The 26828-nt window shown below is 68.5% G+C and carries 15 protein-coding genes; 11 read left to right on the top strand and 4 right to left on the bottom strand.

What is annotated here, in order from left to right; all coding sequences use genetic code 11:
• The first annotated feature begins 28 nt into the window (after positions 1–28).
• From FHS42_RS37550 to FHS42_RS27900, 6 genes are all read left to right on the top strand, one after another.
• Complete coding sequence (locus tag FHS42_RS37550; protein WP_312867065.1) at positions 29–7336, top strand: type I polyketide synthase; 7308 nt, start codon at positions 29–31, stop codon at positions 7334–7336.
• Positions 7337–7430: 94 nt separating this feature from the next.
• Positions 7431–8120 (top strand): class I SAM-dependent methyltransferase, encoded by a 690-nt coding sequence (locus FHS42_RS27920; protein WP_184576772.1) that lies wholly within the window; start codon positions 7431–7433, stop codon positions 8118–8120.
• 107 nt (positions 8121–8227) lie between these two features.
• Positions 8228–8737, top strand: coding sequence for an SRPBCC family protein (locus FHS42_RS27915; RefSeq protein ID WP_184576770.1), 510 nt, complete (start codon positions 8228–8230; stop codon positions 8735–8737).
• 57 nt (positions 8738–8794) lie between these two features.
• Complete coding sequence (asnB, locus tag FHS42_RS27910) at positions 8795–10636, top strand: asparagine synthase (glutamine-hydrolyzing) (RefSeq protein WP_184576767.1); 1842 nt, start codon at positions 8795–8797, stop codon at positions 10634–10636.
• A 12-nt stretch (positions 10637–10648) separates the two neighbouring features.
• Positions 10649–11422 (top strand): bifunctional 2-polyprenyl-6-hydroxyphenol methylase/3-demethylubiquinol 3-O-methyltransferase UbiG, encoded by a 774-nt coding sequence (ubiG, locus tag FHS42_RS27905; RefSeq protein WP_184576764.1) that lies wholly within the window; start codon positions 10649–10651, stop codon positions 11420–11422.
• Positions 11419–13218, top strand: coding sequence for an FAD-dependent monooxygenase (locus FHS42_RS27900; protein ID WP_184576761.1), 1800 nt, complete (start codon positions 11419–11421; stop codon positions 13216–13218). The genes ubiG and FHS42_RS27900 overlap by 4 nt, the downstream gene beginning before the upstream one ends.
• 104 nt (positions 13219–13322) lie before the next feature.
• Here the strand turns inward: FHS42_RS27900 and FHS42_RS27895 are convergent, their stop codons facing one another.
• Positions 13323–14453 carry a hypothetical protein gene (locus FHS42_RS27895; RefSeq protein WP_184576759.1) on the bottom strand — a complete coding sequence of 377 codons (1131 nt, stop codon included), beginning with the start codon at positions 14451–14453 and terminating at the stop codon, positions 13323–13325.
• 613 nt (positions 14454–15066) lie between these two features.
• On the opposite strand from FHS42_RS27895, the gene FHS42_RS27890 reads away from it, so the two are divergent.
• Positions 15067–15465 (top strand): DUF3307 domain-containing protein, encoded by a 399-nt coding sequence (locus tag FHS42_RS27890; protein WP_184576756.1) that lies wholly within the window; start codon positions 15067–15069, stop codon positions 15463–15465.
• A 982-nt stretch (positions 15466–16447) separates the two neighbouring features.
• Positions 16448–18082: an MFS transporter gene (locus FHS42_RS27885; RefSeq protein WP_184576753.1), complete on the top strand. Its 1635-nt coding sequence runs from the start codon at positions 16448–16450 to the stop codon at positions 18080–18082.
• 564 nt (positions 18083–18646) lie between these two features.
• Here the strand turns inward: FHS42_RS27885 and FHS42_RS27880 are convergent.
• A complete protein-coding gene (locus FHS42_RS27880; protein ID WP_184576750.1) occupies positions 18647–20395 on the bottom strand; it encodes an amidohydrolase in 1749 nt (582 codons plus the stop codon).
• Between the two features lie 12 nt (positions 20396–20407).
• Between FHS42_RS27880 and FHS42_RS27875 the strand changes: the two genes are divergently transcribed.
• The 3 genes from FHS42_RS27875 to gap all read left to right on the top strand — a co-directional run bounded on the left by FHS42_RS27875 (position 20408) and on the right by gap (position 23007).
• Positions 20408–20584, top strand: coding sequence for a hypothetical protein (locus FHS42_RS27875; RefSeq protein ID WP_184576747.1), 177 nt, complete (start codon positions 20408–20410; stop codon positions 20582–20584).
• A gap of 356 nt (positions 20585–20940) precedes the next feature.
• Positions 20941–21897 carry a GlxA family transcriptional regulator gene (locus tag FHS42_RS27870; RefSeq protein WP_184576744.1) on the top strand — a complete coding sequence of 319 codons (957 nt, stop codon included), beginning with the start codon at positions 20941–20943 and terminating at the stop codon, positions 21895–21897.
• Positions 21898–22008: 111 nt separating this feature from the next.
• Positions 22009–23007, top strand: a complete 999-nt coding sequence (gene gap, locus FHS42_RS27865; RefSeq protein ID WP_184576742.1) for a type I glyceraldehyde-3-phosphate dehydrogenase — start codon at positions 22009–22011, stop codon at positions 23005–23007.
• A 323-nt stretch (positions 23008–23330) separates the two neighbouring features.
• Here gap and FHS42_RS27860 read toward each other — a convergent pair whose 3' ends face one another.
• Both FHS42_RS27860 and FHS42_RS27855 read right to left on the bottom strand, forming a co-directional pair.
• Positions 23331–23843: a GNAT family N-acetyltransferase gene (locus tag FHS42_RS27860; RefSeq protein WP_312867064.1), complete on the bottom strand. Its 513-nt coding sequence runs from the start codon at positions 23841–23843 to the stop codon at positions 23331–23333.
• A 271-nt stretch (positions 23844–24114) separates the two neighbouring features.
• On the bottom strand, positions 24115–26532 hold the full coding sequence (locus tag FHS42_RS27855) for an Orn/Lys/Arg family decarboxylase (protein ID WP_184576739.1): 2418 nt from the start codon (positions 26530–26532) through the stop codon (positions 24115–24117).
• Positions 26533–26828 lie beyond the last annotated feature (296 nt).

Genomic DNA, 26828 nt, shown 5'->3' with positions numbered 1-26828 from the left:
CAGGTTCTTCCGAAGGGGTGGCACCACCGTGGCGAGCGAGACCGAGGAAAAGCTCCGTTACTTCCTCAAGCGGGTGACGACCGATCTCCAGGAGACGCGCCGCCGTCTCCAGGAGTTGGAGTCCGTCGAGGGTGAGCCGATCGCCATCGTGAGCGCGGCCTGCCGCTATCCCGGCGGTGCCAACTCGGCGGAAGATCTATGGCAGCTCCTCACGGAGGGGCGGGACACCGCGTCGCCGTTCCCGACAGATCGGGGCTGGGACGTAGAGGGGCTGTACGATCCCGACCCGGACCACCCCGGCACGACATACGGGCGCGAAGGCTGCTTCATCGATGACGCCGCTCTGTTCGACGCGGGCTTCTTCGGCATTGGCCCGCGGGAAGCACTGGCGATGGACCCGCAGCAACGGCTGCTCCTGGAGACCACCTGGGAGACATTCGAACGCGCCGGCCTTGACCCGACTGCCCTGCGCGGCAGCCGCACCGGCGTCTTCATGGGCACTGGGCAGCAGGACTACGCCTCGCTCGTGCAACGAGCGACCGAAAACCTTGAGGGCTACCTGTTGTCGGGTGGCGCAGCCAGTGTCATCTCCGGGCGCCTGTCGTACGTGTTCGGGCTAGAGGGCCCCGCGATCACCATCGACACGGCGTGCTCCTCGTCGCTGGTCGCTCTGCACCTGGCCGTGCAATCCCTACGCCGCGGTGAATCCACCATGGCCCTAGCCGGAGGCGCCGCCATCATGGCCGCCCCCGGCATGTTCGTCGAATTCAGCCGCCAACGCGGCCTCGCCCCAGACGGCCGCTGCAAAGCCTTCGCCGCCTCAGCAGACGGCACCGGCTGGGGCGAAGGCATCGGCGTACTCCTCCTCGAACGACTCTCCGACGCCCAACGCAACGGCCACCACATACTCGCCCTCGTACGCGGCTCCGCCGTCAACCAAGACGGCGCATCCAACGGACTCACCGCACCCAACGGCCCCGCACAACAACGCGTCATCTGGCAGGCCCTGAGCAACGCCCAGCTCACCACCGACGACATCGACGCGGTGGAGGCGCACGGTACGGGCACCACGCTCGGCGACCCCATCGAGGCGCAAGCCCTGTTCGCCACCTACGGCCAAGACCGCCCCGCGGGCCAGCCCCTGTGGCTGGGTTCGCTGAAGTCGAACATCGGCCACACACAGGCCGCGGCAGGTGTCGGCGGCATCATCAAAATGGCCCTCGCCCTCCAACACCGCACCCTGCCCAAGACCCTGCACATCGACCAGCCCACCCCCCACGTTGACTGGGACGCCGGCACCGTTCGCCTCCTCACCGAGCAACAGGACTGGCCCGATACGGGACGCCCGCGCCGAGCCGCCGTCTCCTCCTTCGGCGTCAGCGGCACCAACGCCCACGTCATCCTCGAAGAAGCCCCACAACCGGCACCCGCACCGGAACCGGAGGTCATCCAGGGAACGGAAGGCGTGGGGAGCGACACAGCCGTCGAATCCGGAGCTTCGGTTATTCCCGTGGTGATTTCCGCGCGGGACCGGCACGCGCTCCAAGCCCAGGCGCAACAACTGGCCACGTACGTGGAAGACCACCCAGAAGCAGACCTCTACGACGTCGCTGACACGCTGCTGACGGCCAGGGCCACGTTCGAACACCGCGCCATCATCCTCGCCGAAAACCGCGCGCATCTGATCACCGAACTGCACGCGCTAGCCAACGGACACGACACCTCCCACACCGTCACGGGCCACGCTAACCACACCAAACCCGTGTTCGTCTTTCCCGGCCAGGGCTCCCAATGGACCGGCATGGCCACCGGGCTCCTCGACACCTCCGCCGTATTTCGTGAATCCATAGCCGAGTGTGAGAGCGCCCTCGCGCCGTACGTGGACTGGTCACTAACCGAGGTCCTCCGTAGTGAGCAACCACTAGAACGCGTAGACATCGTCCAACCCGCCCTCTTCGCCGTCATGGTCTCCCTCGCACGACTATGGCGCTCCCTAGGCGTCCACCCCACCGCCGTCATCGGCCACTCACAGGGCGAAGTCGCCGCAGCCGTCACCGCCGGAGCCCTCACCCTCCACGACGGCGCCCGCATCACCGCACTCCGCAGCCAAGCCATCCACACCACCCTCACCGGCCACGGCACCATGGCCTCACTCGCACAAACCACACAACAAACCACCCAACTCCTAGCGCAGTGGCACAACCAACTCCACATCGCCGCCCACAACGGACCCCACACCACCGTCATCGCCGGCGAAACCACCGCAATCCAAGAACTCCTCACCCACTGCGAACACAACAACATCCGCGCACGACGCATCAACGTCAACTACGCATCACACACTCCCTACGTCGAAGCCATCCAACAACAACTCGCTTTGGATCTAGCCGATATCGCACCCACCGCCAGTGACATCCCCTTCTACTCCACCGTCACCGGCACCCAACTCGACACCACACAACTCACCGCCCACTACTGGTACACCAACCTCCGCCAACCCGTCCTCCTCACCAACGCCACCACCACCGCACTCAACAACCACCACACCACCTACATCGAAATCAGCCCCCACCCCATCCTCACCCCCAGCATCGAAGACACCCTCGACAACCACACCAACACCATCGACCCCACCAACACCGGCACCGGCACCGGCACCGGCACGACGAACAACACCACCCCCACCGCCACCATCACCGGCACCCTCCGCCGCGACCAAGGCAACTGGACCCAACTCCTCACCAACGCCGCCCAAATCGCCGTCCACGGCACCCCCGTCAACTGGACCACCCTCCATGGCAACGGACCACGACGCCAACTAGACCTCCCCACCTACCCCTTCCAACGACGGCGCTACTGGGTGGACACCGTGGCGGTGGGCGTGCCGCCGCTGGCCGCGCCCGTGGATGAGGCGGCAGGCGATCCCGCCGTGTCGGAGTTGCGGCAGCAGTTGGCCGAGTTGTCCGAGGCTAGCCAGGAGCGGCTGCTGCTGGGGCTGGTCCAGACGCATGCCGCCGCGGTACTTGGTCTGGATGACCCGATCGACGCCGCGCGTTCGTTCAATGAGTTGGGCTTCGTCTCACTGACCGCCGTGGAGTTGCGCAATCGGCTGATCTCCGCGATCGGTGTCCGGCTGCCGGCGGCCGTGGTCTTCGACCACCCGACGCCCGAGGCGTTGAGCCGGCATCTGCTTGCCGAACTTATGGGCGCAGGCAGCGAGTCCAGCGATAGGGCGCCGGTGGCGCGGACGGTTTCCGCGACCGATGATGATCCGATCGTGATCGTCTCGATGGCCTGCCGCTTTCCGGGCGGCGTGGAGAGCCCGGAGGATTTGTGGCGGCTGGTCGTGGAGGGCACGGATGCCATCTCGGATTTCCCGGCGGATCGGGGCTGGGATGTGGAAGGGTTGTACGATCCCGAGCCGGGTCGTATCGGGCGCACGTATACCCGGGAAGGCGGGTTCCTTGCCGACGCAGATCGGTTCGACGCCGCGTTCTTCGGGATCAGCCCGCGTGAGGCGCTGGCCATGGACCCCCAGCAGCGAGTGCTTTTGGAGACCGCATGGGAGACGTTCGAGCGTGCGGGCATCGATCCGACCGCGATGCGCGGCACGCGAACAGGCGTTTTTGCGGGCTCCAGCGGGCAGGACTACCCGCAGTTGGTGTTGAGTGCCGCAGCGGATATTGAGGGCTACCTGATGACCGGCAACGCCGCCAGTGTGTTGTCCGGCCGGCTTTCCTATACGTTCGGGCTTGAGGGTCCGGCCGTCACCGTGGACACCGCCTGCTCGTCGTCGCTGGTCGCGCTGCACCTGGCGTGCCAGTCGCTGCGCTCGGGCGAGAGCGAGCTTGCGCTGGCGGGTGGCGTTACGGTGCTGACCACGCCGCAGGCGTTCGTCAGCTTCAGCAGGCAGCGCGGCCTTGCCCCGGACGGCCGTTGCAAGCCGTTCGCCTCGGCCGCCGATGGCACGGCCTGGGGCGAAGGGGTGGGGCTGCTGCTCCTTGAGCGGCTTTCTGACGCGCGGCGCAACGGTCATCCGGTGCTGGCCATGGTGCGCGGTAGCGCCACCAACCAGGACGGCGCGAGCAATGGTCTTTCGGCCCCGAACGGCCCCTCCCAGCAGCGGGTCATCCGGCAGGCGCTCGCCAACGCCCAACTGGCCCCGAACGAGGTTGACGCCGTGGAGGCGCACGGTACGGGAACCCCGCTGGGGGACCCGATCGAGGCGCATGCCCTGCTCGCCACGTACGGTCAGGATCGGCCGGCCGACCGGCCGCTGTGGTTGGGTTCGGTGAAGTCCAACATCGGCCACACGGCCGCCGCGGCCGGGGTGGCCGGGGTGATCAAGACGGTCAAGGCGATGGAGCACGGGGTGCTGCCGCCGACGCTGCATCTGGACGAGCCCACGCCTCATGTGGAGTGGGATACGGGCCAGATCTCGCTACTCGCCGATTCCGTGGCGTGGCCGCATACCGGCCGTCCGCGTCGGGCCGGTGTGTCCGCCTTCGGCATCAGCGGCACCAACGCGCATGTGGTGCTGGAGCAGGCGCCAGCCGAGCGGGCGATGGTGGCCGAGCCGGTGGAGTCGGCAGCGGCCGAGGCAGTGGGATCGACGACGGCCGACGAGGCTGCCGATTCCGGTGCCAAGGCAGCGCCGGTGCGGGCCGCGTCGGCGCCTCCCGTACTGCTGTGGCCGCTGTCCGCACGGAGCGAGCGGGCCCTGCGTGCACAGGCCGGGCGGCTGCACGATCAGCTGACCGGCCGGCCAGGCCCCCAGCCGGTGGACGTCGGTCGCGCGCTGGCGACGTCCCGGGCCACGCTGTCCCATCGCGCGGTGGTTGTCGGCCGTGCGTCAGCCGACGGCGGCGCGCAGGGCGACCTGCTGGCCGGGCTGGCGGCACTGGCGGCGGGGGAAACCGCGCCGGGTGTGGTGCGCGGTGTGGTCACCGGCGGCCGGACCGGGTTCCTCTTCCCCGGTCAGGGCAGTCAGCGGCCGGAGATGGGGCGCGGCCTGTACGAGGCTTACCCGGTCTTCGCGCGGGCGCTGGACGAGGTGTGTGGCCTCCTGGACGAAGAGCTCGCCGCTGAAGGCCGGCCGGGGTTGCTGACGGTGCTGTTCGCGGCCGAAGGCACGGCGGAGGCCGGCCTGTTGGACGAAACGGTGTACACCCAGCCCGGTCTGTTCGCGGTGGGCTTCGCGTTGTTCCGGCTGCTTGAGTCCTTCGGTGTGGCGCCGGACTGTGTCGGTGGCCACTCCATCGGCGAGCTGACCGCCGCCTGTGTGGCCGGCGTCTGGTCAACGCAGGACGCCTGCCGCCTGGTGGCGGCCCGTGCCCGGCTGCTCCAGGCGACGCCGGATGGCGGCGTGATGACGGCCCTTGAGGCCACCGAGGACGAGGTGCTGCCGCACCTGGCCGGGCGCGAGGATTCGGTGTCCGTCGCGGCCGTCAACGGGCCGCGGAGCACCGTGATCTCCGGGGCGGCTGACGCCGTGGCACACGTTGCGGCCGTGTTCGCGGCTCTGGGGCGCAAGACCAAGGAGTTGCGGGTCTCCCGGGCGTTCCATTCGCCGCTGACGGATGGGGTGCTCACGGAGTTCGGCGAGGTCGCGGCGTCCTTGACGTACCGGTCACCGCGCATCGCGGTGCTGTCCAATGTGACGGGCGCGATGGCCACCGCCGAGCAACTTTCCTCGCCCGACTACTGGGTGCGGCACGTGCGGGAGGCGGTGCGCTTCCACGACGGTGCGCTTCAGCTGGCCGCCGATGGAATCACCACCGTTCTTGAACTCGGGCCGCGCGGCGTGCTCTCGGCGCTCATCAGGAACGTGCCGGTGGAGCGGGGCGCGGGCCTGACGGCGGTTCCGCTGCTGCGAAGCAACAGGCCGGAGCCCGAGAGCGCCATGGCGGCGCTGTCCCACGCGTACGTGCACGGTGTGCCGGTGTCATGGGACGCGGTGTTCGGCGACGCGGGCGGCCCGCACGTCGAGTTGCCGACCTACGCCTTCCAACGGCAACGGTTCTGGCCGACCGACCCGCTGCCGACCGCGGCTGCGGATGCCCTTGGTGCCGGGCAGGGCGGGCAGTCGGCTCACGACGGATCGGCCGCACTGCGTGCGCGGCTGGCCGGTCTTGACAGTGCTGAACGCGACGCCGCACTGCGGTCGTTGGTGGCCGCTCAGGTGGCGTCGGTCCTCGGCCACGACTCCACTGCGGAGGTGGAGGCGGCCCTTGGTCTACCGGAGTTGGGCATCGACTCGCTCGCCGCCACCGAGTTGCGGGACCAGCTCCAACGGGCGACCGGGGTGCCACTGTCGAGCACTGCGGTCTTCGAGCACCCCACGCTGGAGGGTCTGACCGAGCATCTGCGGGCCGAGTGGGACGCCCTAGGGCCCGATGCGTGGTCGGCGCCCGCTACCGCGGACCCCGGCGAGTCGTCGGCTCAGGCGCTGCCGGACACCAGGCCGACGCGTGCCGTGAGTGGCGCGCCCGCCGCCCGGCCGATGCCGCAGGGGCTGCTGTGGGGGCTTGCCGTACGGGCCGGGCAGTCGGGGCGCTTCGCGGAGTTCAGCGCGTTCTTGCGGGATGCGGCCCACTTTCGGGAGACCTTCGGCACGCCGTCCGAGCTGACCCGGCGCGCGGCTCCGGTCCGGCTCGCCCAAGGCCCGGGGTTGCCCCGGCTGATCTGCTTCCCGTCCTTCGCCGGGAAGTCGGGTGCGCACCAGTACGCCCGGTTGGCCTCGGCCGCCCGCGGCGTACAGGATGTGTGGGCGGTGCCCGCGCCCGGGTTCGTGGCGGACGAGGCGCTGCCCGCCGACCTCGATGCGCTGGTGGGTCTGCACGCCGCGGACGTCGAGGAGATCGCCGCCGGAGCCCCGTTCGCCATCGCCGGGCACTCCGCGGGCGGCTGGATCGCGCACGCCGTGACGGAACGGCTGGAAAAGCTCGGTGTCCCGCCGGTCTGCCTGGTGCTGTTGGACAGCTATCTCCCCAACAGCCCGATGCTTCCTCATGTTCAAGCGGTGCTAGGCCAGGGCCTGGCGGCCGGCCAAGGGGCGCTTGCCGCGGCCGGTGCGGCGCTCGATGACGTTTGCCTCACGGCGATGGGCGGCTATGGCGGTCTGTTCGCGGGCTGGCAGCCGCAGCAACTGGCCACCCCCGTCCTCCAGGCCCGGGCCAGCGAGCCGCTGGCCGGTTTCCCCAACGCGGGCTGGCAAGCGACGTGGCAGGCGTCGCACACCGAGATCGAGGTACCGGGCGACCACTTCTCCATGACCAACGACCACGGCGAGGCCACCCTGCGGGCCGTCCGCGAGCACCTCGGCGGCCTGTGCTGACCCCGGCGCGGCTCGGCCGCGACCCGTGCCACCGCCCGTACGACCATGACCTCCGCCATATATCCAGCCGAATCCGATCGAGGGTGAGCAGTAAATGACCAGCACGAGCGACCACCAGTCCGGCGAGGTGGACCAGGCGGTCCTGGACGGCCAGGCCGCGTACCACCCACGCGCCCTCGCCTTCTACGACCTGATGGTCTTCCGTGGCAGCGCCCCGCTCTTTTGGCGCTGCTCACCGCGGAACTTCCAGCAGATGTACGACACGAGCATCGGAGCCAAACACCTGGAGATCGGCGTCGGCACCGGCTACCTCCTGGCGCACACCCGGTTCCCGGTCTCCAACCCAAAGATCACGCTGGCGGATCTGAATCCCAGCACCCTGGAGTTCACCGCGCGGCGGCTGGCGCTCTACGAGACCACCCAGGTCGTCGCGAATGCGCTGGAGCCGATTCCGGTGCCGGCGGAGAGCCATGATTCGGCCGCCCTGAGCTTCCTGCTGCACTGCGTGCCGGGCAGCCTACGGGAGAAGGGTGTGGCCATTCGGCACGCCGCGGCGGCGGTCAAGCCCGGTGGCACGGTGTTCGGCAGCACCATTTTGTACTTGGGTGTCCCGGTGACCCGCTCCGGGCGTTGGTTGATGGACAACCTGAACGGCAAGGGCGTGTTCCACAACAACGAGGACCACCTAGAGGACCTTCGCGACCAGTTGAAGCAGAACTTCGATGACTTCGACCTGGTGGTACGCGGCAGCGTAGGGCTCTTCCGTGGCCGCAAGGCCGCGTGAGTTCGGCAACCGGTCTGCGCTCCCCCCGCCCATCTCGTCCCCCTGCTCTTCCCTTCCCTTCCACCTCACGACGCTGCGGGCCGACCGCGCGGAAAAGGACCTACCCCATGGCTGCACGCTGGTATCCGATCGAGGAGGCCGACGACTCGCTGTTCGCCTCGGCGCCCCTCTACCACGCCCGCTCGGTGGAGGTGCCGTACTCGGCACAGGAGACCTGGGCGGCCCTCACCGGGGACGGTGTGTCGAGCTGGACCAAGGGCATGAAGCGGCTCACCTGGACCTCGCCGCGGCCCTTTGGGGTTGGCACCACACGGGAGATCGAGATGGGCGGTGACTTCATCCTGCGCGAGCGGTTCTTCCGCTGGGAGGAGGGGCATCGCAAGACGTTCAGCGGCGTCGAGGGAACCCGTCCGATCTTCCGCTACTTGGTGGAGGACTACGTCGTGGAACCGACCGCGCACGGTGCCCGGTTCAGCTGGCGTTGGGCGGCAGAGCTCAACCGGCCGTGGTCCTTCTTCGGGCAGGCGCTCAACCGGTTCTCCTTCGCCCCGGTGGGGCGGTCGCACATCGACGGCCTGCCCACCTACATGGCCGCGCAGAAAGCCGCTCCGCACTGACGGCTTTGGCCCGCCGCCCTCCCTGCTCACTGCCGACCATCGAACGAAAGAGGACGTATGTGTGGGATCACCGGTTGGATCGCCTTCAGGCGGGACCTGACAACTGAACAGCCCGCGCTGGATGCGATGACGGCCACCATGCTCTGCCGGGGCCCGGACGCCGAGGGCACCTGGTTGTCGCCGTCCGCGGCACTCGGGCACCGCCGGCTGTCCGTCATCGACCTGGAGGGCGGCGTCCAGCCCATGGTGGCCACGACGCCGGATGGCCCCGTGGTCCTGACGTACAGCGGCGAGGCGTACAACTTCGTGGAGCTGCGGGACGAACTGCGGCGCCGTGGACACACCTTCCGCACCGCAAGCGACACCGAGGTGGTCCTACGCGGCTACCTGGAGTGGGGCGAGGACGTCGCGGACCGGCTCAACGGCATGTACGCGCTGGGCATTTGGGACGGTCGGGCGGAGAAGCTGATCCTGCTGCGCGATCGGCTCGGCATCAAGCCGCTGTACTACTACGAGACCGAGGACGGGGTGCTCTTCGGGTCGGAGTCGAAGGCCATCCTCGCCCACCCGGCGGTCGAGCCTGTGGTGACCACCGACGGCATGCGCGAGCTGTTCGCGTTCGTCAAAAAGCCCGGCCGCTCCGTGTGGGAGGGCATGAACGAGGTGCAGCCCGGCGGCATGGTGGTCCTTGACCGCACGGGCCTGCGGGAGAAGATCTACTGGCGTCTTGAGGTCACCGAGCACCGCGACGACACGGCGACCACCGTACGCCGGGTCCGTGAGCTCCTTGAGGACAGCGTCGAGCATCAGCTGGTAGCCGATGTGCCGCAGTGCGTGCTGCTCTCCGGCGGGCTCGACTCCAGCGCCCTGACCGCCTTGGCGGGGCGGCGCCTGGCGGAGCAGGGCGAGCAGACTCGTACCTTCACCGTTGATTTCGAGCAGCCCGAGGCGTTCCGCCCGGACGAGCTGCGCGGCTCACAGGACGCTCCCTTCGCCCGCGAGGTGGTCGAGCACGTCGGCACCCTGCACCACAACATCCGGCTCGACCACCAGGAACTGGCCAACCCCGAGGTGCGGCACGCCACGGTCTCCGCCCGTGATCTGCCGTTCGGATTCGGCGAGGCGGACAACTCGCTGTACCTGCTCTTCAAGGCGGTACGCGAGCACTCGACGGTCGCGCTATCGGGCGAGTCGGCCGACGAGATCTTCGGCGGCTACCCCTGGTTCCATCACCCGGTGGTGCAGCAGGCCGAGATGTTTCCCTGGGTGACGGCGTCCGGCCTCAGCCCCAAGTCCCACCCCACCAAGCTGATCAGCCCCGACCTGCTGGTCGGCACGCTCGACGTCCCCGGCTACTGGCAGCAGCGGTACGCCGAGTCAGTGGCCGAGATCCCGGTGCTTGACGGCGAGGACGCGCACGAGCGGCGGATGCGGGAGTTTTGCTACGTCCACCTGACGAGCCTGCTGGGGATGCTCCTTGACCGCAAGGACCGGATGAGCATGGCGGTCGGCCTCGAAGTGCGGGTGCCGATCTGCGATCACCGCCTGGTCGAGTACGTGTACAACACGCCGTGGTCGATGAAGACGTTCGACGGTCGCGAGAAGAGCCTGCTGCGCGCGGCCGTCCAGGACATCCTGCCGCGCTCGGTGGTGGAGCGGGTGAAGGCGCTCTACCCGCACACCCAGGAGCTCCGTTACGTATCCGAACTCCAGCGGCAAGTTGACGAGTTGCTGACCGGCGACCATCGCGCGGTGGAGTTCTTCGACCGAGATGCCATGACCAAGGCCGCTCGGGGCCTGCCCGAGGCCGTCGAGCCGGACGAGCGGGAGGCGTTCGAGCGCGTGCTCGACCTGGCCGTGTGGCTCGATGTCCGCCGTCCGACCATCAAGCTCTCCTGAGGAGCCACCGACATGCCAGTCGATAACGACGTCTACGACAACCTCTCCTGGTGGGACGACAACCAGCCCTTCGCCACGCTGGAGGCGTTCACCCCGCCGCGGTTCGACTACTTCCACGACGTGCTGACCAACCGGCTGCGGCTGGACCTCACGGGCCTGCGCGTGCTCGACATCGGGTGCGGCGGCGGTCTGCTCGCCGAGCGGTTCGCGCAAACGGGTGCCCACATCACCGGCGTGGACCCGTCCGGCCCCTCGCTGGAGTCGGCTGCCGAACACGCCCGTGAGCAGGGCCTTGACATCCAGTACCAGCAGGGCTTCGCCGAGGAATTGAAGTTCCCCGACGCCTCCTTCGACCTGGTGTACTGCTGCGACACCCTGGAGCACGTCACCGACACCAACCGCGCCATCAGCGAGGCGGTCCGGGTGCTCAAGCCCGGCGGCTACTACCTGTACGACACGATCAACCGCACCTTCCGCTCCCGGCTTGGCATGATCAAGATGGCGCAGGACTGGAAGCCGGTCCGCTTCGCCCCGAAGGACCTGCACGACTACAAGAGCTTCATCAAGCCGGCCGAGCTGCACGCGCTGTTCCGCGCACACGGCCTGGACAACAAGGACCTGGTCGGGTTCGCCTCCCCCAGGCCCCCGCTGGAGCTGCTGCGGGCGATGCGCAGCCGCGCCCGCGGGGAGATCACCTACGGCGAGCTCGGCCGCAGGTTCCAGCTTGAGGCCGGCAAGGACACCTCGGTCATCTACGGGGGCTACGCCAAGAAGGTGGCCCGATGAGCGCCCCCACCGAGACCACCGCGCCGGAAGCCGCGCAGTCCATACGAGAGGCCCCCACCGTCCACGTACCGGTTCTGATCGTGGGCAACGGGCCGGCCGGGCTGACGGCCTCACTGGCGCTGTCCCGCTACGGGATACGTCATCTGATGGTCGGCAAGTACCAGGGCGGCGCGCACACGCCACGCGCCCATCTGCTCAACCAGCGCACCGGCGAAATCCTGCGCGACCTGGGCGTCGAGGACAAGGTGTTGGCCGAGGCGACGCCGAGCCACCTGTTCTCCAACCACGTCTTCATGTCCACGTTCGCGGGCCCCGAGGTCAGCCGCATCGACGCGTACGGCAACGGCCCGGAGCGGATCGGTGACTACCGGGCCGCGAGCCCGAGCCAGATGTGCAACCTGGCGCAGCATCTGCTGGAACCGATACTGACCCGAGAGGCCGAGCGGGCCGGGGTCGGCGAGCTGCGCTTTGGCCAGGAGTTCCTGCGCATGACGCAGGACGCGGACGGGGTCACCGCGGTCATCGCCGACCGGCAGTCGGGCCAGGAGTACGTGGTGCGCTGCGACTACCTGATCGGTGCCGATGGCGCCAAGAGCCGGGTGCTGGAACAGGCGGGGCTCACCGTCGAGGGGCAGACCGGTCTCGCGAAGGTGGCGTCGGTCTGGTTCGAGGCGGACTTGTCCCGTTACAGCGAGGACCGGCCCGCGATCCTCTACATGGGCGCCGTCCCGGGCAATCCGCCGCACGACGGCCGGGTCTTCGTCAGCATCAGGCCCTGGCAGGAGTGGGTTTACCTCCGCTTCTTCGGCCCCGACGAAGAGTTCGACCCGAACGACCACGAGAGCATGGTCGCGCACATCCGCGAGAGCATCGGTGACACCTCGGTAAGCATCAAGATCAAGACCATCTCGCCGTGGGAGGTCAACGCGGTCGTCGCCCCCCGGTACGCGTCGGGGCGGGTGTTCTGCGTCGGTGACGCGGTGCATCAGATGCCACCCACTAACGGTCTTGGCCTCAACTCGGCCGTCGCCGACTCGTTCAACCTGTGCTGGAAGCTCAAGCTCGTGCTGGAGGGAGACGCCGGGCCCGAGCTCCTTGACACCTACCAAAGCGAGCGGCTGCCCATTGGCGGACAGATCGTGGACCGGGCGGTCCGCAGCATGCTGGACTTCCTCGGCATTCCGGCGGCACTGGGCTTCACGGCCGAGCAGAGCGCTGCGGAGCAGTCGGCACTGCTGCGGGGCCTGGCCGACGACACCGCGGAGGCGGCCGATCGCAGGGCCGCCCTAGCCGCAGCGACGGACCGGATCAACTACCAGGTCAACGCGCACGGCGTGGAGATCGGCTACCGCTACCGAGCCGGGGCCCGGGTGGACGACGGGACCCCCGAGCCGGTCCAGGACACCGACCCCGAGCTGTTCTACCAGGCGACCACCTGGCCCGGCGCGCGCCTGCCGCACGCCTGGTTGGAGGACGGCCGGCGCCGGCTGTCCACCCTCGATGTCGTCGGCCAGGGGCGGTTCGTCCTGCTCACCGGCCGGGGCGGGGAAGCGTGGCACGATGCGGCCCGCGAGGCGTCCCGGCTCACCGGGGTCACCGTCACCGTGCGCACCATCGGCGCTGCCGAGGGGCTACGCGATCCCTACGGCACCTGGGAGCGGTTGCGTGAGGTGGCGGCGGATGGATGCGTACTGGTCCGCCCGGACGGGCACGTGGCCTGGCGCGCCCACACCAGCGGCGCGGTCGAAGACCTGCCGAAGGTGCTGAGCAGCTTGCTGAGCACGCCGTCGAACTGAGCAGCGCTGATCACCCGCCGCCTCTCGCGGCGGCGAAGGAGAGTTGAGGGGGTACGGCCGCCGCGGCGGCCGTACCCCCTCAGTTCGTCACCGGATCGGCAGGGTCAGGACCACACCACGGCGCGGCGGCCCTCGCCCCACCGCTGGGCGTACCCCAGGACGTGCCCTGGGCCGTTGATGACCCAGCCGTAGGCGGACCGGGTACTCGGCTCAACCGGTAGTTCAGTGGGCTGCCCGGTCGCGTCCCAGGTGACGGCGTACTTGCCGGACGCCCCTGTCGAGGTGCCCGCTTCGTTGAGCGAGTGCACTTTGGTGTCCCGAACATCGGGCATGGGTCGCAGCGGTATCAGCTCGTTGCCCTGCCACTGCACCGCGTCGTAGCCGATTCCCCCGATGGCGACATCGGAGTTGTTGACCGCGATCGCCCCGCTGCTTTGCCGTGCTCCGGCGAGAGCGTGAAACGTTTGCGCTGGCCAGGCGCGGGCCGCCAGGGTGTCCCCGTTGAGGGCGCCGGCGGAGCCGACGACGGTACCGCGATCGTTCACACCTCGGACCTCGCCCCACGTCCCGCCCAGGTTCCCCAGGTCGGTCACCTGCCCGCTAAGGTCCCAGCGCACCGCGTGCTTGGCGTTGTACTGCGAGGCCCAGCCGAAGATCTCCCCTCGGTCATTGACGTGCGTGGCCTGGCTGTGGGTCATGTGCAGGAGCATGTCCAGCATGGTGGCCTTGCCGTCTGCTCCCCACCGGACCGGGCGGGTGGTGCTGTTGACGGACACCGAGCCAACGGCCACATGGTGGTCGTTGATGTCGTTGGCGACACTGTCGGCGAAACCGGTCGGCTCCTCCAGGCGCATGAGAGCGCCCGCCCCGCCCCACGTCACCGCGTGCTCATGCCCGTCCGGGGTGGCAGCGGAACCGGCGACGGTGCCGTCCGCGGCCAGTGCCTTGGTCCCGGGGTGGGTGGGCCCGTTCAAGGTTGCTAGGTGGGTGATGGAGCGGTCTGCCTCCCATCTGACCGGGTGGTAGTGCCCTCGGCCGTCATCGGTGGTACCGACGATCTGACCGGCATCGTTCATGAATGCGGCGGTGGACACCAAGTCGCCCGCGGGCAGTGGCAGTTCCCGCATCACCTTGCCCGCGTTCCGCGCGGTCACCGATGACTCCGGCGCCGCTTGGGCAACGGAAACCGAGGATGCCGCAACCAAGGCCGACAACACCACGCTGGACACCATCATGCGTAACACGAAGAGACCCCCTGTTTCCCATGTCAACGAACGATCGCCCCAACGCCCTGACCGCATCAGGGCTGTTCGGCACGATTCCCTGCAATATCGTCCCGCCTGCCCCACCTGCACGCCACCGTCCCGGCGGGTGTCGCGTCCCACTCACGCTCGACGTTTCAGCGCGCCAGTTGCCAAGGCCGAGCCTGCCGTGCCGATGCCTGGCGGACCCCCCGAGGTCACGAACGCGGTGACCGTGGCGCGGAGTTGCCCGGCGGTCCCGCAGCTCGGCGCATGTGCGCCGGTAAGCCCACACGGGGCCGGCATACCGGGCCTCGGGGCAGCATCTGCGTGACCCGAGCGGAACGGGCCAGGGCGAACCGGGCGCGCGCAGCACATCCGACCCGGCAGCGGGATCGGGGACCGCGGGCCCAGCGCCGAACCAATGCACGGTGAGCACTTAGCAGGCACCACCGTAGAGTTCTTCGAAGCTGGCCCCCATGGGCGGCCCATGGCGGCCCCGAAAGGCAGTAGAGGGCTGCGGATGAGCACTTTTGGACGGTAGGCGAGGTGGTCGGCAGTCACGAATTACCCACCGCTGGGCCCTGCCTTCTTGAGGAGATTACCTGTGTTCGCATCGATTTTCGTGTTGCTGTACGTCGCCCATTTGTTAGCCGACTACCCGTTTCAGACGGACCATCAAGCAGCACTCAAAGACGCGAAGACCGCGAGTGGAAGGCGTGCCAATTTCACGCATGCGATCACACATGTGACGATTTCGGCCATCCTGCTCATTGTGGGTGCGCTGCTGCTGGACCTGGACTGTAGCGTTCCTGTTTCCATGGCCGCTCTGGTGTGGATAGGCGCTAGCCACTCCTTCATTGATCGCCGCTGGCCGGTGGAGTTGTGGATGATAAAGAGCCTTCAAAGTGAAATACTCAAAAAGGGAGGAGCGGAACACGTGGACCAGACCGCGCATATCACCGCACTCGCAATCGCTGCACTTGTCATCGCCACGCTGTCGTAAGGCTCCGACTCGGCAGCATTGCCGACATCCAACCTCGGCCTTTCGTGCCGGTATGGCGGTGGAGCAGGTAAACCGTTGGTGCTCGCCATAACTGATGTGCGAGTGGCGCTGCGGCCTCCGTGGTCCGCGCCCTAGGAGCTACGGTTTCCACGCAGGAGTTCTCCCGGGCGGCCCGCCGACGCACCCCTTGCCGCCTCGCCCTCGCCCTCGCCCTCGGCAAAGAGCTGTACCGCCTGCGTGTACTGACGCGCACCCGGCACACACGTACGCGGTGCGGCCATCGGCACCTCCTCACCACCCTGCCGAGGACGGATGCTCGCTGCCCGCGTCGTGCGCTTTCGTAACACACCTCCCGCCGAAGCGTCCGCTCACGTACAGCACCCAGAAGGTCGAAGCCCCCCGGGCCCGCTAGGCGCAGCCACCGCGCCAGGTAGCAGGTCGGGCGGGCTTCGCCGCTTCTCCGCCCTTCGCCGCTTCTCCGCCCTTCGCCGCTTCTCCGCCTTCGTCGGGGTCGCCCCCAAGGTCCGATCGGCCGCTGCCGGGACCACATGGCCACCCTCCGCGGCTTCGTGATCGACCTGTTGCAGATGGCAGGCCGCACGAACATCGCGGCCACCCTCGACGGGACGTCCTTCGGGCCCCTTCAGTCGGCCACTGGCATTTCTCGACCTCGCCTGATGCGCCACTCCCGAAGCAGCTGACATGGCAACAGACCCATTTTGGCAGGCTGAATGGTGTGCGAGATAAAACAACGTTTTCAGAAATTGACAAGGGTGCGGCGATATGCCCTCAGCACCCCGCACAAAGCAGCAGTTTGCTCATGGCCACTCAATTGACAGAAGTCCGGCGACATGCCCCTACTAACCCACCAGCCAGCAGTTTCCGCACGGGTACCTAGGAATTGACAGAGGCGTGACGATTACCTACCTTGCCTACGTCTTCTCAATCGTCAGGTCTTTACCGATCGCACCCGAAGGTATTCATGACCGCGTCCCCAACGTTGCCGAAGTCCAGGCAGCAGTTGATCCTTGCCGTTCTCATGTTGTGCTCTTTGCTGATCTGGCTGGAGAACACCGTCCTGAGCACCACCTTGGAGACCCTTGCAGACCCCGTCAACGGCCTGGACGCCAGCCCGGATGAGCTTCAATGGGCCACGGGCTCGTACACCCTGGCCTTCGCCACCTTGATGTTCACCGCAGGCGCTCTGGGCGATCGCTTCGGTCACCGGACCGTGCTCGCCACTGGATTGGCGGTCTTCGCCGGGTCCTCGGTGTGGGCGGCGTACGCGGGCGACGCAGGCCAACTCATCACCGCTCGCGCCGCGATGGGCGTAGGCAGCGCGCTGATCATGCCTGCCACCTTGGCCATCCTCATGTGGATCTTCACCGGCCCCGCGCGAGCAACCGCGATCGGCATCTTCTCGGCATCCGCCGGCGTGGGAATGGCCGCAGGGCCGGTGCTGGCAGGGGTACTTCTCGACCAATTCTGGTGGGGCTCGGTCTTCCTGATCAATCTCCCGCTCGTGGCACTGACGCTGGTCGGGATCGCCATGCTGGTCCCGAATTTCCGCAGCCCTGTCGCGCGGCCACTGGACCCGGCTGGAATGTTGCTGTCCATCAGCGGTCTCGCGGCGTTGGCCTACGGGTTGATCCGTGCGGGGCAGGTGACCGCCTGGAGCCGTATTGATGTCTGGGCGCCAATTGTCGTCGGCCTGGTCCTGTTGGCCGTGTTCGTACTGGTCGAATTGCGCATCAAGGCGCCCAGCTTCGATCCCCGACTGCTCGCGCAACGTGCCTTCGGTGGCGGCAATGTGGCGCTCGGGTTGCTCCTCTTTGCCGTAGCCGCCGTCACCTTCTACCACGCGTTCTACCTACAGGGCGCACGCGGCTTTTCGCCGATGCAGGCGGGCTTGGCCAGTCTCCCGACCGCGTGCGGTGCGCTCCTGGGGGCGCCCCTGGGCGCACGCCTGGTGCGCCGCTGGTCACTGCTGTCCGTCACCGCGCCAGCGTTCACTGTGGCGGCCTTGACCATGGGTGGGTACGGACTGCTCGGACTACACACGCCACTCATCTGGATCGAGGGCCTGTTGTTCGTCCAGGGCCTGACCATCGGCGTGGTGATCGGCCCAGTGACGGCAGCATTGATCAGCTCCCTGCCGTTGGAACGGGCCGGTGCCGGATCGGCCGTCACCAACACCGTGCGACAGACCGGCAGCGTGATCGGGATCGCGGTGGGCGGCACGATCATGTCGATCGTGTATCGGCGCGCGATCGATGGCTCGCTGAGCGATCTGCCCGGGCCGGTGCAGGACCGGGCACGGGTTTCCGCCGAACAGGCCCGGCGCGTCGCCGCCTCGACCCACCAACCCACTCTTACGCACGCTGCCGATGACGCGTTCATTCACGCTATGCACGTCGGTGCGGCCTGGATCATGGTCATTGCACTCCTTGGGGCAGCTGTGCTGGTGATGTCCTTGCGCCCTGCCAAAGAGGCCGCGGGGCTGGCACAACAGCCAGGCCACGACCCACAGGACAGCCGCTCCGTGCCTGGGACCGCCGCGCATTCCGGGGCAGCCCATAGCCAACCTGCTGAGGGCGATGACGTTGGCAGCCGCTGACGCCATGGGAAGTGAGCAAGAACGCCCTGGTGCCCTACGTGACAGTCACGTCACATGCCTACCCGGCCGTCATTCGTTCACCCTGTGTACCTGCGTTGGCAGGTTAGGAACTACTGATCGCGGTCGTGGCCTTCGCCGGTAACGTCTTCGGCGATGTGCAGGGTCGGTGGGCCACACGCGTCACGGACGCCCTCGATGTGTGGCTGCTGCGGCGTACCTCCCGCTTCGAGCGCGACTACCGCGCGCAGACCTTACGAGCCGTCACCGGGTCATCGACCTTCCGGGTTTTGCGACCGCCCACAAGCACCCCCAGCCCCACCGGCCGCAGACCAACGGCACGTTCGAACGCTTCAAGTGCACGGTGCTCGACGAAGGGGCCCACGCCCGCCCTCCTGCTCAGAGCAGGAACGACGCGACGCCTTCCCCCTGTGGCCGCACATCACCCTTGCCGCTTGTTCGAGCCCAGGGACGGCACCCGGTCGGCCGGGGCTTGTGGACCCAGCGGTGGCCGAGGGGCGTGTCCCCACCACCCCAGATGGGGAGGCGGCACGCCCCTCGCACGCGTTACAGCGCGCCGTACTCGCCGACGCGGTGACCGCCCACCCAGGTCTGGAGGACCTTCGTCTGCCACAGGGCGCGCCCCGCGGGCAGCTCGAACGGGTCCGTGTCAACCAGGATGAAATCGGCCCACTTGCCCGGCACCAAGCCGCCCAGCACCTTGTCCTGATGCGCGGCGTACGCGGCGTCTACGGTGAACGAGCGCAGGGCCTCGACCGGGGTCATGGCCTGCTCCGGGTACCAGCCGCCGGTTGGCTTGCCCTCCCGGTCGGTGCGGGTGATGGCCGCGTGCAAGCCGTCGAAGGGATTCTCGGACGAGACGGGGAAGTCCGAGCCGGAGGCGACGACCGTGCCCTGGTCGAGCATGGTGCGCCAGGCATAGCCGCCCTTGATGCGGTCCGGCCCCAGCCTGGTCTCGGCCATGTTCATGTCGTCGGTGGCGTGCACCGGCTGCATCGAGGCGATGATGCCTAGCCGCTTGTAGCGCGGAATGTCGTGCGGGGCGATGATCTGGGCGTGCTCGATCCGGTGCCGAAGGCCCCGGTTGCCCACGCTTTTGAAGGCCAGCTCGTACGCGTCGAGGACGACGCGGTTGCCGAGGTCGCCGATCGCATGCACGGCGGCCTGGTAGCCGCCGCGCAGAATCCGCTCGACGCGCCGATTGAGCTCCGCCGGCTCCATGATGAGCAGCCCTTTGGTCGACGGTCTGTCGCTGTAAGGCTCGATCAGCGCCGCCCCGTGGCTGCCCAGTGCCCCGTCGATGTAGAGCTTGACGGTACGTACGCGCAGCATGTCCTTGGCGAACGAGTCCGTCCGTGCGTCCGCGCCGACCTCGGTGAACGCCTCGTAGTCCAAGAAGGCGTTGAGACGCAGCGTCAGTTCCCCGCGGGAGGCGAGTCGGCGCAGGACGACGACGCCGTCCGCGCTGGTGCCGGCTTCGGACACGGACGTCAGGCCGACGGCGTTGAGGCGGGTCTGCGCGGCCAGGGCTCTGGCCTGTACGTCGTCGAGTGTCGGTTCCGGCAGCAGGGAGGTGACGAACGTCTTCGCCGTATCGACGAAGACGCCTGTCGGGGCGCCGGAAGCGTCTCGCACGATCTGGCCGCCGGACGGGTCGGGGGTGTTTGCCGTGACACCGGACAGCTCCAGCGCCTTGGAATTGGCCACGCCCGCGTGCCCGTCCACCCGCACGAGCCACACCGGGCGGTCGGATACGACCGAGTCCAGGTCCCGGGCAGTGGGCAGCCGCCCCAGGCCCCAGATGACCTCATTCCAGCCACGACCCTGAATCCACGTCTGCTCAGGGTGCGCGGTGGCGTACGCGGCGAGCCGGTTTAGCGCCTCCTGCAACGACCGGGTGCCGGACACGTCGAGTTGGACGGCGAGTGCACCGATGCCCCACAGGTGACCATGGGCATCGTGCAGTCCGGGAAGCAGAACACGGCCGCGCCCGTCCAGGCGGCGAACGCCCCGCGCCGCACCGGGGTCGATGGCCGCGACCCTGCCGCCCGGGGTGACGAGCATGCGGGAGAAGCGGCGCAGCCGCCCGCGGCGATCGATGGTGTAGCCGCGGACGTTGTCCACGAGGAGAGGACCGCCGCCACCGCCCGCCGCACCGCGGGGTGCGGCGGCGGCGGTTCCCGCGAGCGCCGTGCCCGACAGGGTGGCCGCGGCGGCGCCGGCCCCGATCAGCTTGAGGAACTGGGCCCGCCCCAGGCGGGGGCCGGGGGGAATGGGACAGCATGCATCGCACATGAAGGTGACTCCGTGAACGCTGAGGAACCGAGCGGCCGAGCGGAAGAGCGGGAAGTCCCCGAGAACGCATCGGCCTTTACGGTCGGGCTTGGGCTGGCCACCCAGTCGGTGGCCGCACGCTATCCAGTGCAAAACTGGATGGTCAAGGCCCGTGCATGCCGCAGAAATTCGGCGCCCGGGGGCGTTTGAGCTCCGATCGTGCAGTGATCGCTCGGTTTTGGGAGAGTGTTGAGGCCTCCCGGGACGGTCCGGTCTTCGCAAGGCTCTTGCGCGATGGGCCGGGGGTGGATGGGTGGAGATGCCCGGTGAAACGCCTCGCAGCTGCTAAGCGATCGGGAGGTCGCCGTCGTTCCCGGCTTGCCGCCTTGAGGCGCAGGCCCGCGTCGCGCCAACGTCAGGCTGTTACGGGACGCGGGTGGGAAAGGCTTCGCAGCGATCGCCGGCGAGGCAACCCCGAAGGGTTGCCGGAGCGGGTCACTGAGGAGGTGGTGCTGGCGGCTGTATCGACTTCGCGCCTCAACTCTTCACTGCCTACTCTGATCGCCGTGTCAGCTTCCCCTCTGCGTCCCGTTGCCGTCCTTGTGCTTGAAGGTGCGAAACCGCTCGATGTCGGCATTCCCGCGCAGGTATTCACCACCCGCGCGAGCATGCCGTACGAGGTGCGGCTGTGCGGCGCAGCGCCCGGCCTGGTGAGCGGCGGTGACGGCCTGTCGTACGACGTCGCCCACGGCCTCGACGCGCTGGCGTGGGCCGACATCATCTTCATCCCCGGTTACCGGCTCCCGGACCGCGATGATCCGCCGCAGGTCGTCATCGACGCCCTGATCGCGGCCCATACTCGGGGCGCGCGACTGGCTGCCATTTCGACAGGCGCTTTCGCGCTCGCCACCACGGGCCTGCTCGACGGTAAACGTGCCACGACACACTGGCACTACACGCGGGCGCTAGCAACAAAGCACCCGCTCGTCCAGGTCGATGAGAACGTCCTGTTCGTCGATGGGGGCAGCGTGCTGACCTCGGCCGGTGCCGCCTCGGGTATCGACCTGTGTCTGCACATGCTGCGTGGCGACCTTGGGGTGGCCGCGTCGAACCACGCAGCCCGGCGGCTAGTGGCAGCCCCGTACCGCAGTGGTGGTCAGGCACAGTATGTCCCTCGTAGCGTGCCGGAGTCGCTCGGGGAGCGGTTCGCCAGTACCCGCGAGTGGGCGTTGCACCGGCTCGGCCAGCCGCTCACCTTGGAGGTGCTCGCCCGCCATGCGGCGGTATCACCACGCACCTTCTCTCGGCGCTTTGTCGAAGACACGGGGTACACGCCGATGCAGTGGGTCATGCGCGCGCGCATCGACGTGGCCCGGGAACTGCTGGAGAGTTCCGGGCGCAGCGTCGAGCAGATCGCCAACGATGTCGGCCTGGGCACCGGTGCGAATTTGCGGCTGCGCTTCCAGCGCATCCTCGGCACCACGCCGAGTGAGTATCGAAGGACGTTCGCCAAGGGCAGCTAGGCCGCCGCGTGGCGCGTTTGGCGCGATCCTTTCGATCCTTTGGCGCTCACGCCAGGGCCACGCCCGGATCTGACACGCGAGGCTGGTGGCGAACCGAAAGGACAGCCACCCATGACTCGTATTGCCATCAATGGATTCGGCCGCATCGGACGCAATGTGCTGCGCGCACTGCTCGAACGCGGCAGCAGCCTTGAGGTCGTCGCTATCAACGACCTCACGGAGCCTGCCACTTTGGCCCGGTTGCTCGCCTACGACACGACGGCCGGTCGGCTCGGACGACCGGTGACCACAGACGGGCAGGCTCTGCTCGTCGATGGCCGTCGCATCGTGGTACTCGGCGAGCGCGAACCGGCGCGGCTGCCCTGGGCCGAACTCGGTGTCGATATCGTGCTTGAGGCGACTGGCCGCTTCACATCGGCCAAGGCCGCACGCGCCCACCTGGACGCGGGCGCGCGGAGGGTCCTCGTCAGCGCGCCGTCAGACGGCGCCGATGTCACCCTCGCGTTCGGCGTCAACACCGACGCCTACGACCCGGCCCTGCACACCATTGTCTCGAACGCCTCGTGCACGACCAACGCACTCGCGCCACTGGCCGCAGTGCTCGACGAACTCGCCGGCATCGAGCACGGTTTCATGACGACGGTGCACGCCTACACACAGGAGCAGAACCTGCACGACGGTCCGCATCGCGACGCCCGCCGTGCCCGCGCCGCCGCTGTCAACATCGTGCCGACCACGACGGGTGCCGGCAAGGCGATCGGCCTCGTGCTGCCGAACCTCGACGGCAAGCTGTCCGGCGACTCGATCCGCGTGCCGGTTCCGGTGGGCTCGATCGTCGAACTCAACACGACCGTCACCCGCGAGGTGACCCGCGAGAACGTGCTGGCGGCGTACCGCGCCGCGGCGGAGGGGCCGCTCGCCGGTGTCCTTGAGTACTCAGACGATCCGCTCGTGTCCTCCGACATCACGGGCAATCCGGCCTCATCGATCTTCGACTCCGCTCTCACCCGCGTGGATGGCCGGCACGTCAAGGTAGTCGCCTGGTACGACAACGAGTGGGGTTTCTCGAACCGGGTGATCGACACGCTCGAACTCCTTGCCACCCGCTGAACCGCTGGGCGCCCGGTTCGTCCCGCTGCAAGGAGCCGCCCCGAACGTACCCCACGCCTGTTGCATCCATGGGGAACCATGGGACGTACCGGCCCGGGCCCTCGGCGAAGACGCTACCCAGCGGGCCCGGGCGGTGCCGGCAGGCTTCGGGTACAGCGTGCGGGGCGCACGACAGTTCGCGGATCGGCGGCTGCCCAGCACGCGCAGGCCGTGGCGTGCCGACTTGGACGGCGGGTGCCGGGCACGTGGAGTTGGATTGTCCTGGACTCCACACACGTGCGGGCGAAAGGGAGCCGACCATATGGGTCCGAGCCCCGTGGGCCTCAGTGCAGGATCAGTTCGTACTGAACCTGCTGGAGTGGGTTGCCGTCACCGTAGTCGAAGTCGCGAACGACGCCCGACTCGGTGAAGCCGTGCTTGGCATAAAAGCGGCGCGATCGAGGCGTGTCCCGCAGGGTCCACAGGTGAATCCGGCGCGCGCCCGTCGCCCGAATCGCGGTCAGGGAGGCGGTCATCAGGGCCTTTGCGATACCGGACCCCCAGCCGTCCGGGTGGCCGTAGAAGCCGAAGATCTCCACCGAGTCCGGCTCCGAAGGCTCGGGCCCGAAGTAGGAGAACGCCAACTGTCGCCCGTCCTGCGCGCCGAGCAGGAGTGTGTTCCCCGTCTGCTCGGTGAGCACGCCGTGCCATCGGGTGCGGCGTCTTCGCAGCGCCTCGTCGAAGAAGTCCGGAGAGAAGAAGCCGGCGTAGGCGGCGCGCCAGGACGCGACGTGGATCTCGCCAACCACCTCCCCGTCGTCGGGAGAAGCCGCGTGCACCGCGAAGTCTGTAGTCACGGGCACACCGTACCGGGCGTGTCGCAAGGGCGCACCGGGCGTACATCGCGGCGCACCGGGCGCGTGTCATGGACGTATCTGAAACCGTATGGGCCGGCCGGGTAAGGGAACACCGAGGTAAGGCCCAGAGCGTTCCAAGACCGCTGACACATGCCGGGTCTGGCTTCGGTCTCGCGTGCCGTGACGCCGACAGCGTTAGCGGCCCTCGTGAGCGAGCCGCTCCGTTCGGCAACCGGGCGGCTCGCTCACGTTCTCGGTGGCGCCGTGACCGCTACCCCTGCCCTCCGAAGCGGGCCGAGTCGGTGTCGCGGCGCTGGGCCGGGGTGGTCGTGCGGCGATTGCGAGGGTGTTCTTCGGGCTCCGGGTTCGTCTCCGGGCGCAGGCATTCGATGAGGTAGTCGCCGGAGTCGGGGGCGACGGTCACCCCGTGCGTCTCGCTGCGGAAGCCTGGGAAGCGACGGTCGAAGTCCTCCAGGGCCGTGAGGTAGCGCAGCAGCGGCCCGTCCACGGCGCCGACGCTCTCGCCAGGCATCAGTACCGGGATTCCCGGCGGGGTCACCGTCACCATGGCCGCTGCGACCCGGCCCGCCGCCTCCGCCAACCGGATGCGTTCGGTGCCCCCTCTGATCAGCCGCTGGTAGCACTGCTGTGGCGGAGCGATGGGCTCGGGCAACTGCTGGAAGGCGCTGTCCAGCACCTCCACCAGACGGGCGGCGCACAGTTGCTCGTGCATCTCCTGGCACAGGTCGCGCAGCGTCAGCCCGACGTACCGGCGGCCGTGTTCGGCGACCACGCCAGGCAGGACCCGCTCCAGTGGCGCCGCACTGTCGTACAGCGCCTTGAAGTCCATCAGGGCGTCCAGCAGCGTCCCCCACTTGCCCTTGGTGATGCCCATCGAGAACAGCACCAGCGTGGTGTAGCTGTCGGTCTTCTCCACGACGATGTTCCGCGTCGCCAGATACGCGGTCAGCACTCGCGCCGGGATGCCCCAGGCGTCCGTCTCTCCGATCGCGTTGATCCCCGGGCAGGTCACGGTGACCTTGATGGGGTCGAGCATGCAGTAGCCATCGGCCAACCCCGGGAAGCCGTGCCACTCGGCGCCGGGCTCCAGTTGCCAGCAGGATGGCTCGGTGCGCAGCAGCTCCGGCGGGGCCTCGTCGAACGGCAGCCGCGCTCCGCTCGCCGGGTCGGTGACCGTCTCGGGTTGCCACACCCCGAAGAACCACGCCGGACGGTCCCCGGCGGCCTCGATGCGGCGCCGAATACGCACCATTTCCTGGCGGAAACGGACCGCCTCGGTGATCGCTTCATCGAGGAGCCAGTGGCCCTGCGGCCCGTCCATCATCGCGGTGGCCACGTCCAACGAGGCGATCATCGGGTACAGCGGCGAGGTGGTGCCGTGCATCATCAGCGCCTCGTTGAACCGGTCGTGCTCGACCGGCGCCCGCGGCGCGGACCGCACGTGCACCATGGCGCTCTGTGACAACGCCGCCAGCAACTTGTGCGTGGACTGGGTGGAGAACACCGTGGGCCGGTCGGGGCCGGGCAGCGTTTGCTCGTCTACCGACATGCCGTAGCGGCCGGCGTAAAGCGGGTGAAACCGGGCGTAGGCGAACCAGGCCTCGTCGAAGTGCAACCGGGGCGTGCTCGCGGACAAGGCGCGGGCCGCCGCTGCGGCGTCGTAACACAGGCCGTCGTAGGTGGAGTTGGTGAACACCGCGTACTGGGCGTCGACGGTGACCGCACCCTCGGCCAGCGGGTGTGCCGCGATCCTCGCCGCCACCGCCTCCGGTGCGATCTCGGCCGGGGGCAGCGGGCCGGCCAGGCCATAGCCGTTGCGGGTGGGGACAAGGTAGACCGGCCGGGCTCCGGACACGACCAGGCCGTGCAGCACCGACTTATGGCAGTTGCGGTCCACCAACGCGAGTTCGTCCCGTGTGACGCAAAAGTGGCCTACCAGCCGGTTGCAGGTGGAGTCGCCGTGCAGCACGAAGTACGTCAGATCGGACCCGAATACTCGTGCCGCGTTGCGTTCGGAGTCACCGATCGGCCCGGTGTGCTCGAACAGCGAGCCCAGTTCCTCGACCGAGATCGACAGGTCGCTGCGCAGCAGCCGCTCGCCGAAGTAGTCGTGGAAGGCCCGGCCCGCGGGCGATTTCAAGAACGCGACGCCTCCGGAGTGAGCCGGAGTGTGCCACGAGTACTCGTGCGCGTTGTCGAAGCGGCGCAGCGCCCGGAAGAACGGCGGCAGCACCGCCTCCCGGTAGGCGCGGGCCGCCGCGGTGATGCGGCCCGCGATGAAGCCCGGGGTGTCCTCCAGGGGCCAGATGTAGCCCACCACCGACTCCGACACCCACAGCGGCAGGTCCCGCACGCCCTCATCCGCCATCACCAAGAACACCGGCAGGTCCTGGTAGCGTCGGCCGATCCAGCGCAGTACGCGGGCGCCGCCCGGCTCGTCGCCCGGCTGTTGCGCCGTTCCTTCGCCCGGCAGGTCCCACGCCACGAGCGCCGCCGCCAGCCCGGCCTCCGTGCGCAGCACCGCCTCTGCATCCCCCGCAGTGACGACCCAACGGACGTCGAAGCCACCCGCCTCGACCGCCGCGCGGACCCTTCGCAGTTGCTCGGCCGCTGCCCCCTCGGCCCGGGGGTGCTCCCCTACCGCAACCAGAATCCTGCCGTCGTCCATGCCTGCTCCTTTCGGCCCACCCGCATTGCCCTGGGACAGTGTCCAGACGGCACGCTGAAGGCACCAACAGGCGGGCGACAAACCACTCCTACGGATGAAAACCTTTCCCGCCCCGTTGACGCGGCCCATCGCATCGGCGGGGCGGCGTACGGCGGGTTGGCATGAGCTCCTGTGCCATCCCGCCGATTGGGGCCAGAACCCAGTGGGACATGCTCGCCCGCGTCCGACTGCCGGTTGGGCTGTTCCACAGTGGCTGGGCCGGGGCCGTAGGGCGGGGGCGAGGCACGGAGCGAGGG

This window comes from Streptomyces zagrosensis (assembly GCF_014203645.1).
Taxonomy (GTDB): domain Bacteria; phylum Actinomycetota; class Actinomycetes; order Streptomycetales; family Streptomycetaceae; genus Streptomyces; species Streptomyces zagrosensis.
Note: the sequence above shows the minus strand (reverse complement) of the source record. Positions and strands in the feature narration are given on the sequence as shown.

Excerpts from the sequence above, each read along its gene's own strand:
- FHS42_RS27920 (WP_184576772.1), top strand. The coding sequence starts at position 7,431 with ATGACCAGCACGAGCGACCACCAGTCCGGCGAGGTGGACCAGGCGGTC.
- FHS42_RS27915 (WP_184576770.1), top strand. The coding sequence starts at position 8,228 with ATGGCTGCACGCTGGTATCCGATCGAGGAGGCCGACGACTCGCTGTTC.
- asnB (WP_184576767.1), top strand. The coding sequence starts at position 8,795 with ATGTGTGGGATCACCGGTTGGATCGCCTTCAGGCGGGACCTGACAACT.
- ubiG (WP_184576764.1), top strand. The coding sequence starts at position 10,649 with ATGCCAGTCGATAACGACGTCTACGACAACCTCTCCTGGTGGGACGAC.
- FHS42_RS27900 (WP_184576761.1), top strand. The coding sequence starts at position 11,419 with ATGAGCGCCCCCACCGAGACCACCGCGCCGGAAGCCGCGCAGTCCATA.
- FHS42_RS27895 (WP_184576759.1), bottom strand. The coding sequence starts at position 14,453 with ATGATGGTGTCCAGCGTGGTGTTGTCGGCCTTGGTTGCGGCATCCTCG.
- FHS42_RS27885 (WP_184576753.1), top strand. The coding sequence starts at position 16,448 with ATGACCGCGTCCCCAACGTTGCCGAAGTCCAGGCAGCAGTTGATCCTT.
- FHS42_RS27880 (WP_184576750.1), bottom strand. The coding sequence starts at position 20,395 with ATGTGCGATGCATGCTGTCCCATTCCCCCCGGCCCCCGCCTGGGGCGG.
- gap (WP_184576742.1), top strand. The coding sequence starts at position 22,009 with ATGACTCGTATTGCCATCAATGGATTCGGCCGCATCGGACGCAATGTG.
- FHS42_RS27855 (WP_184576739.1), bottom strand. The coding sequence starts at position 26,532 with ATGGACGACGGCAGGATTCTGGTTGCGGTAGGGGAGCACCCCCGGGCC.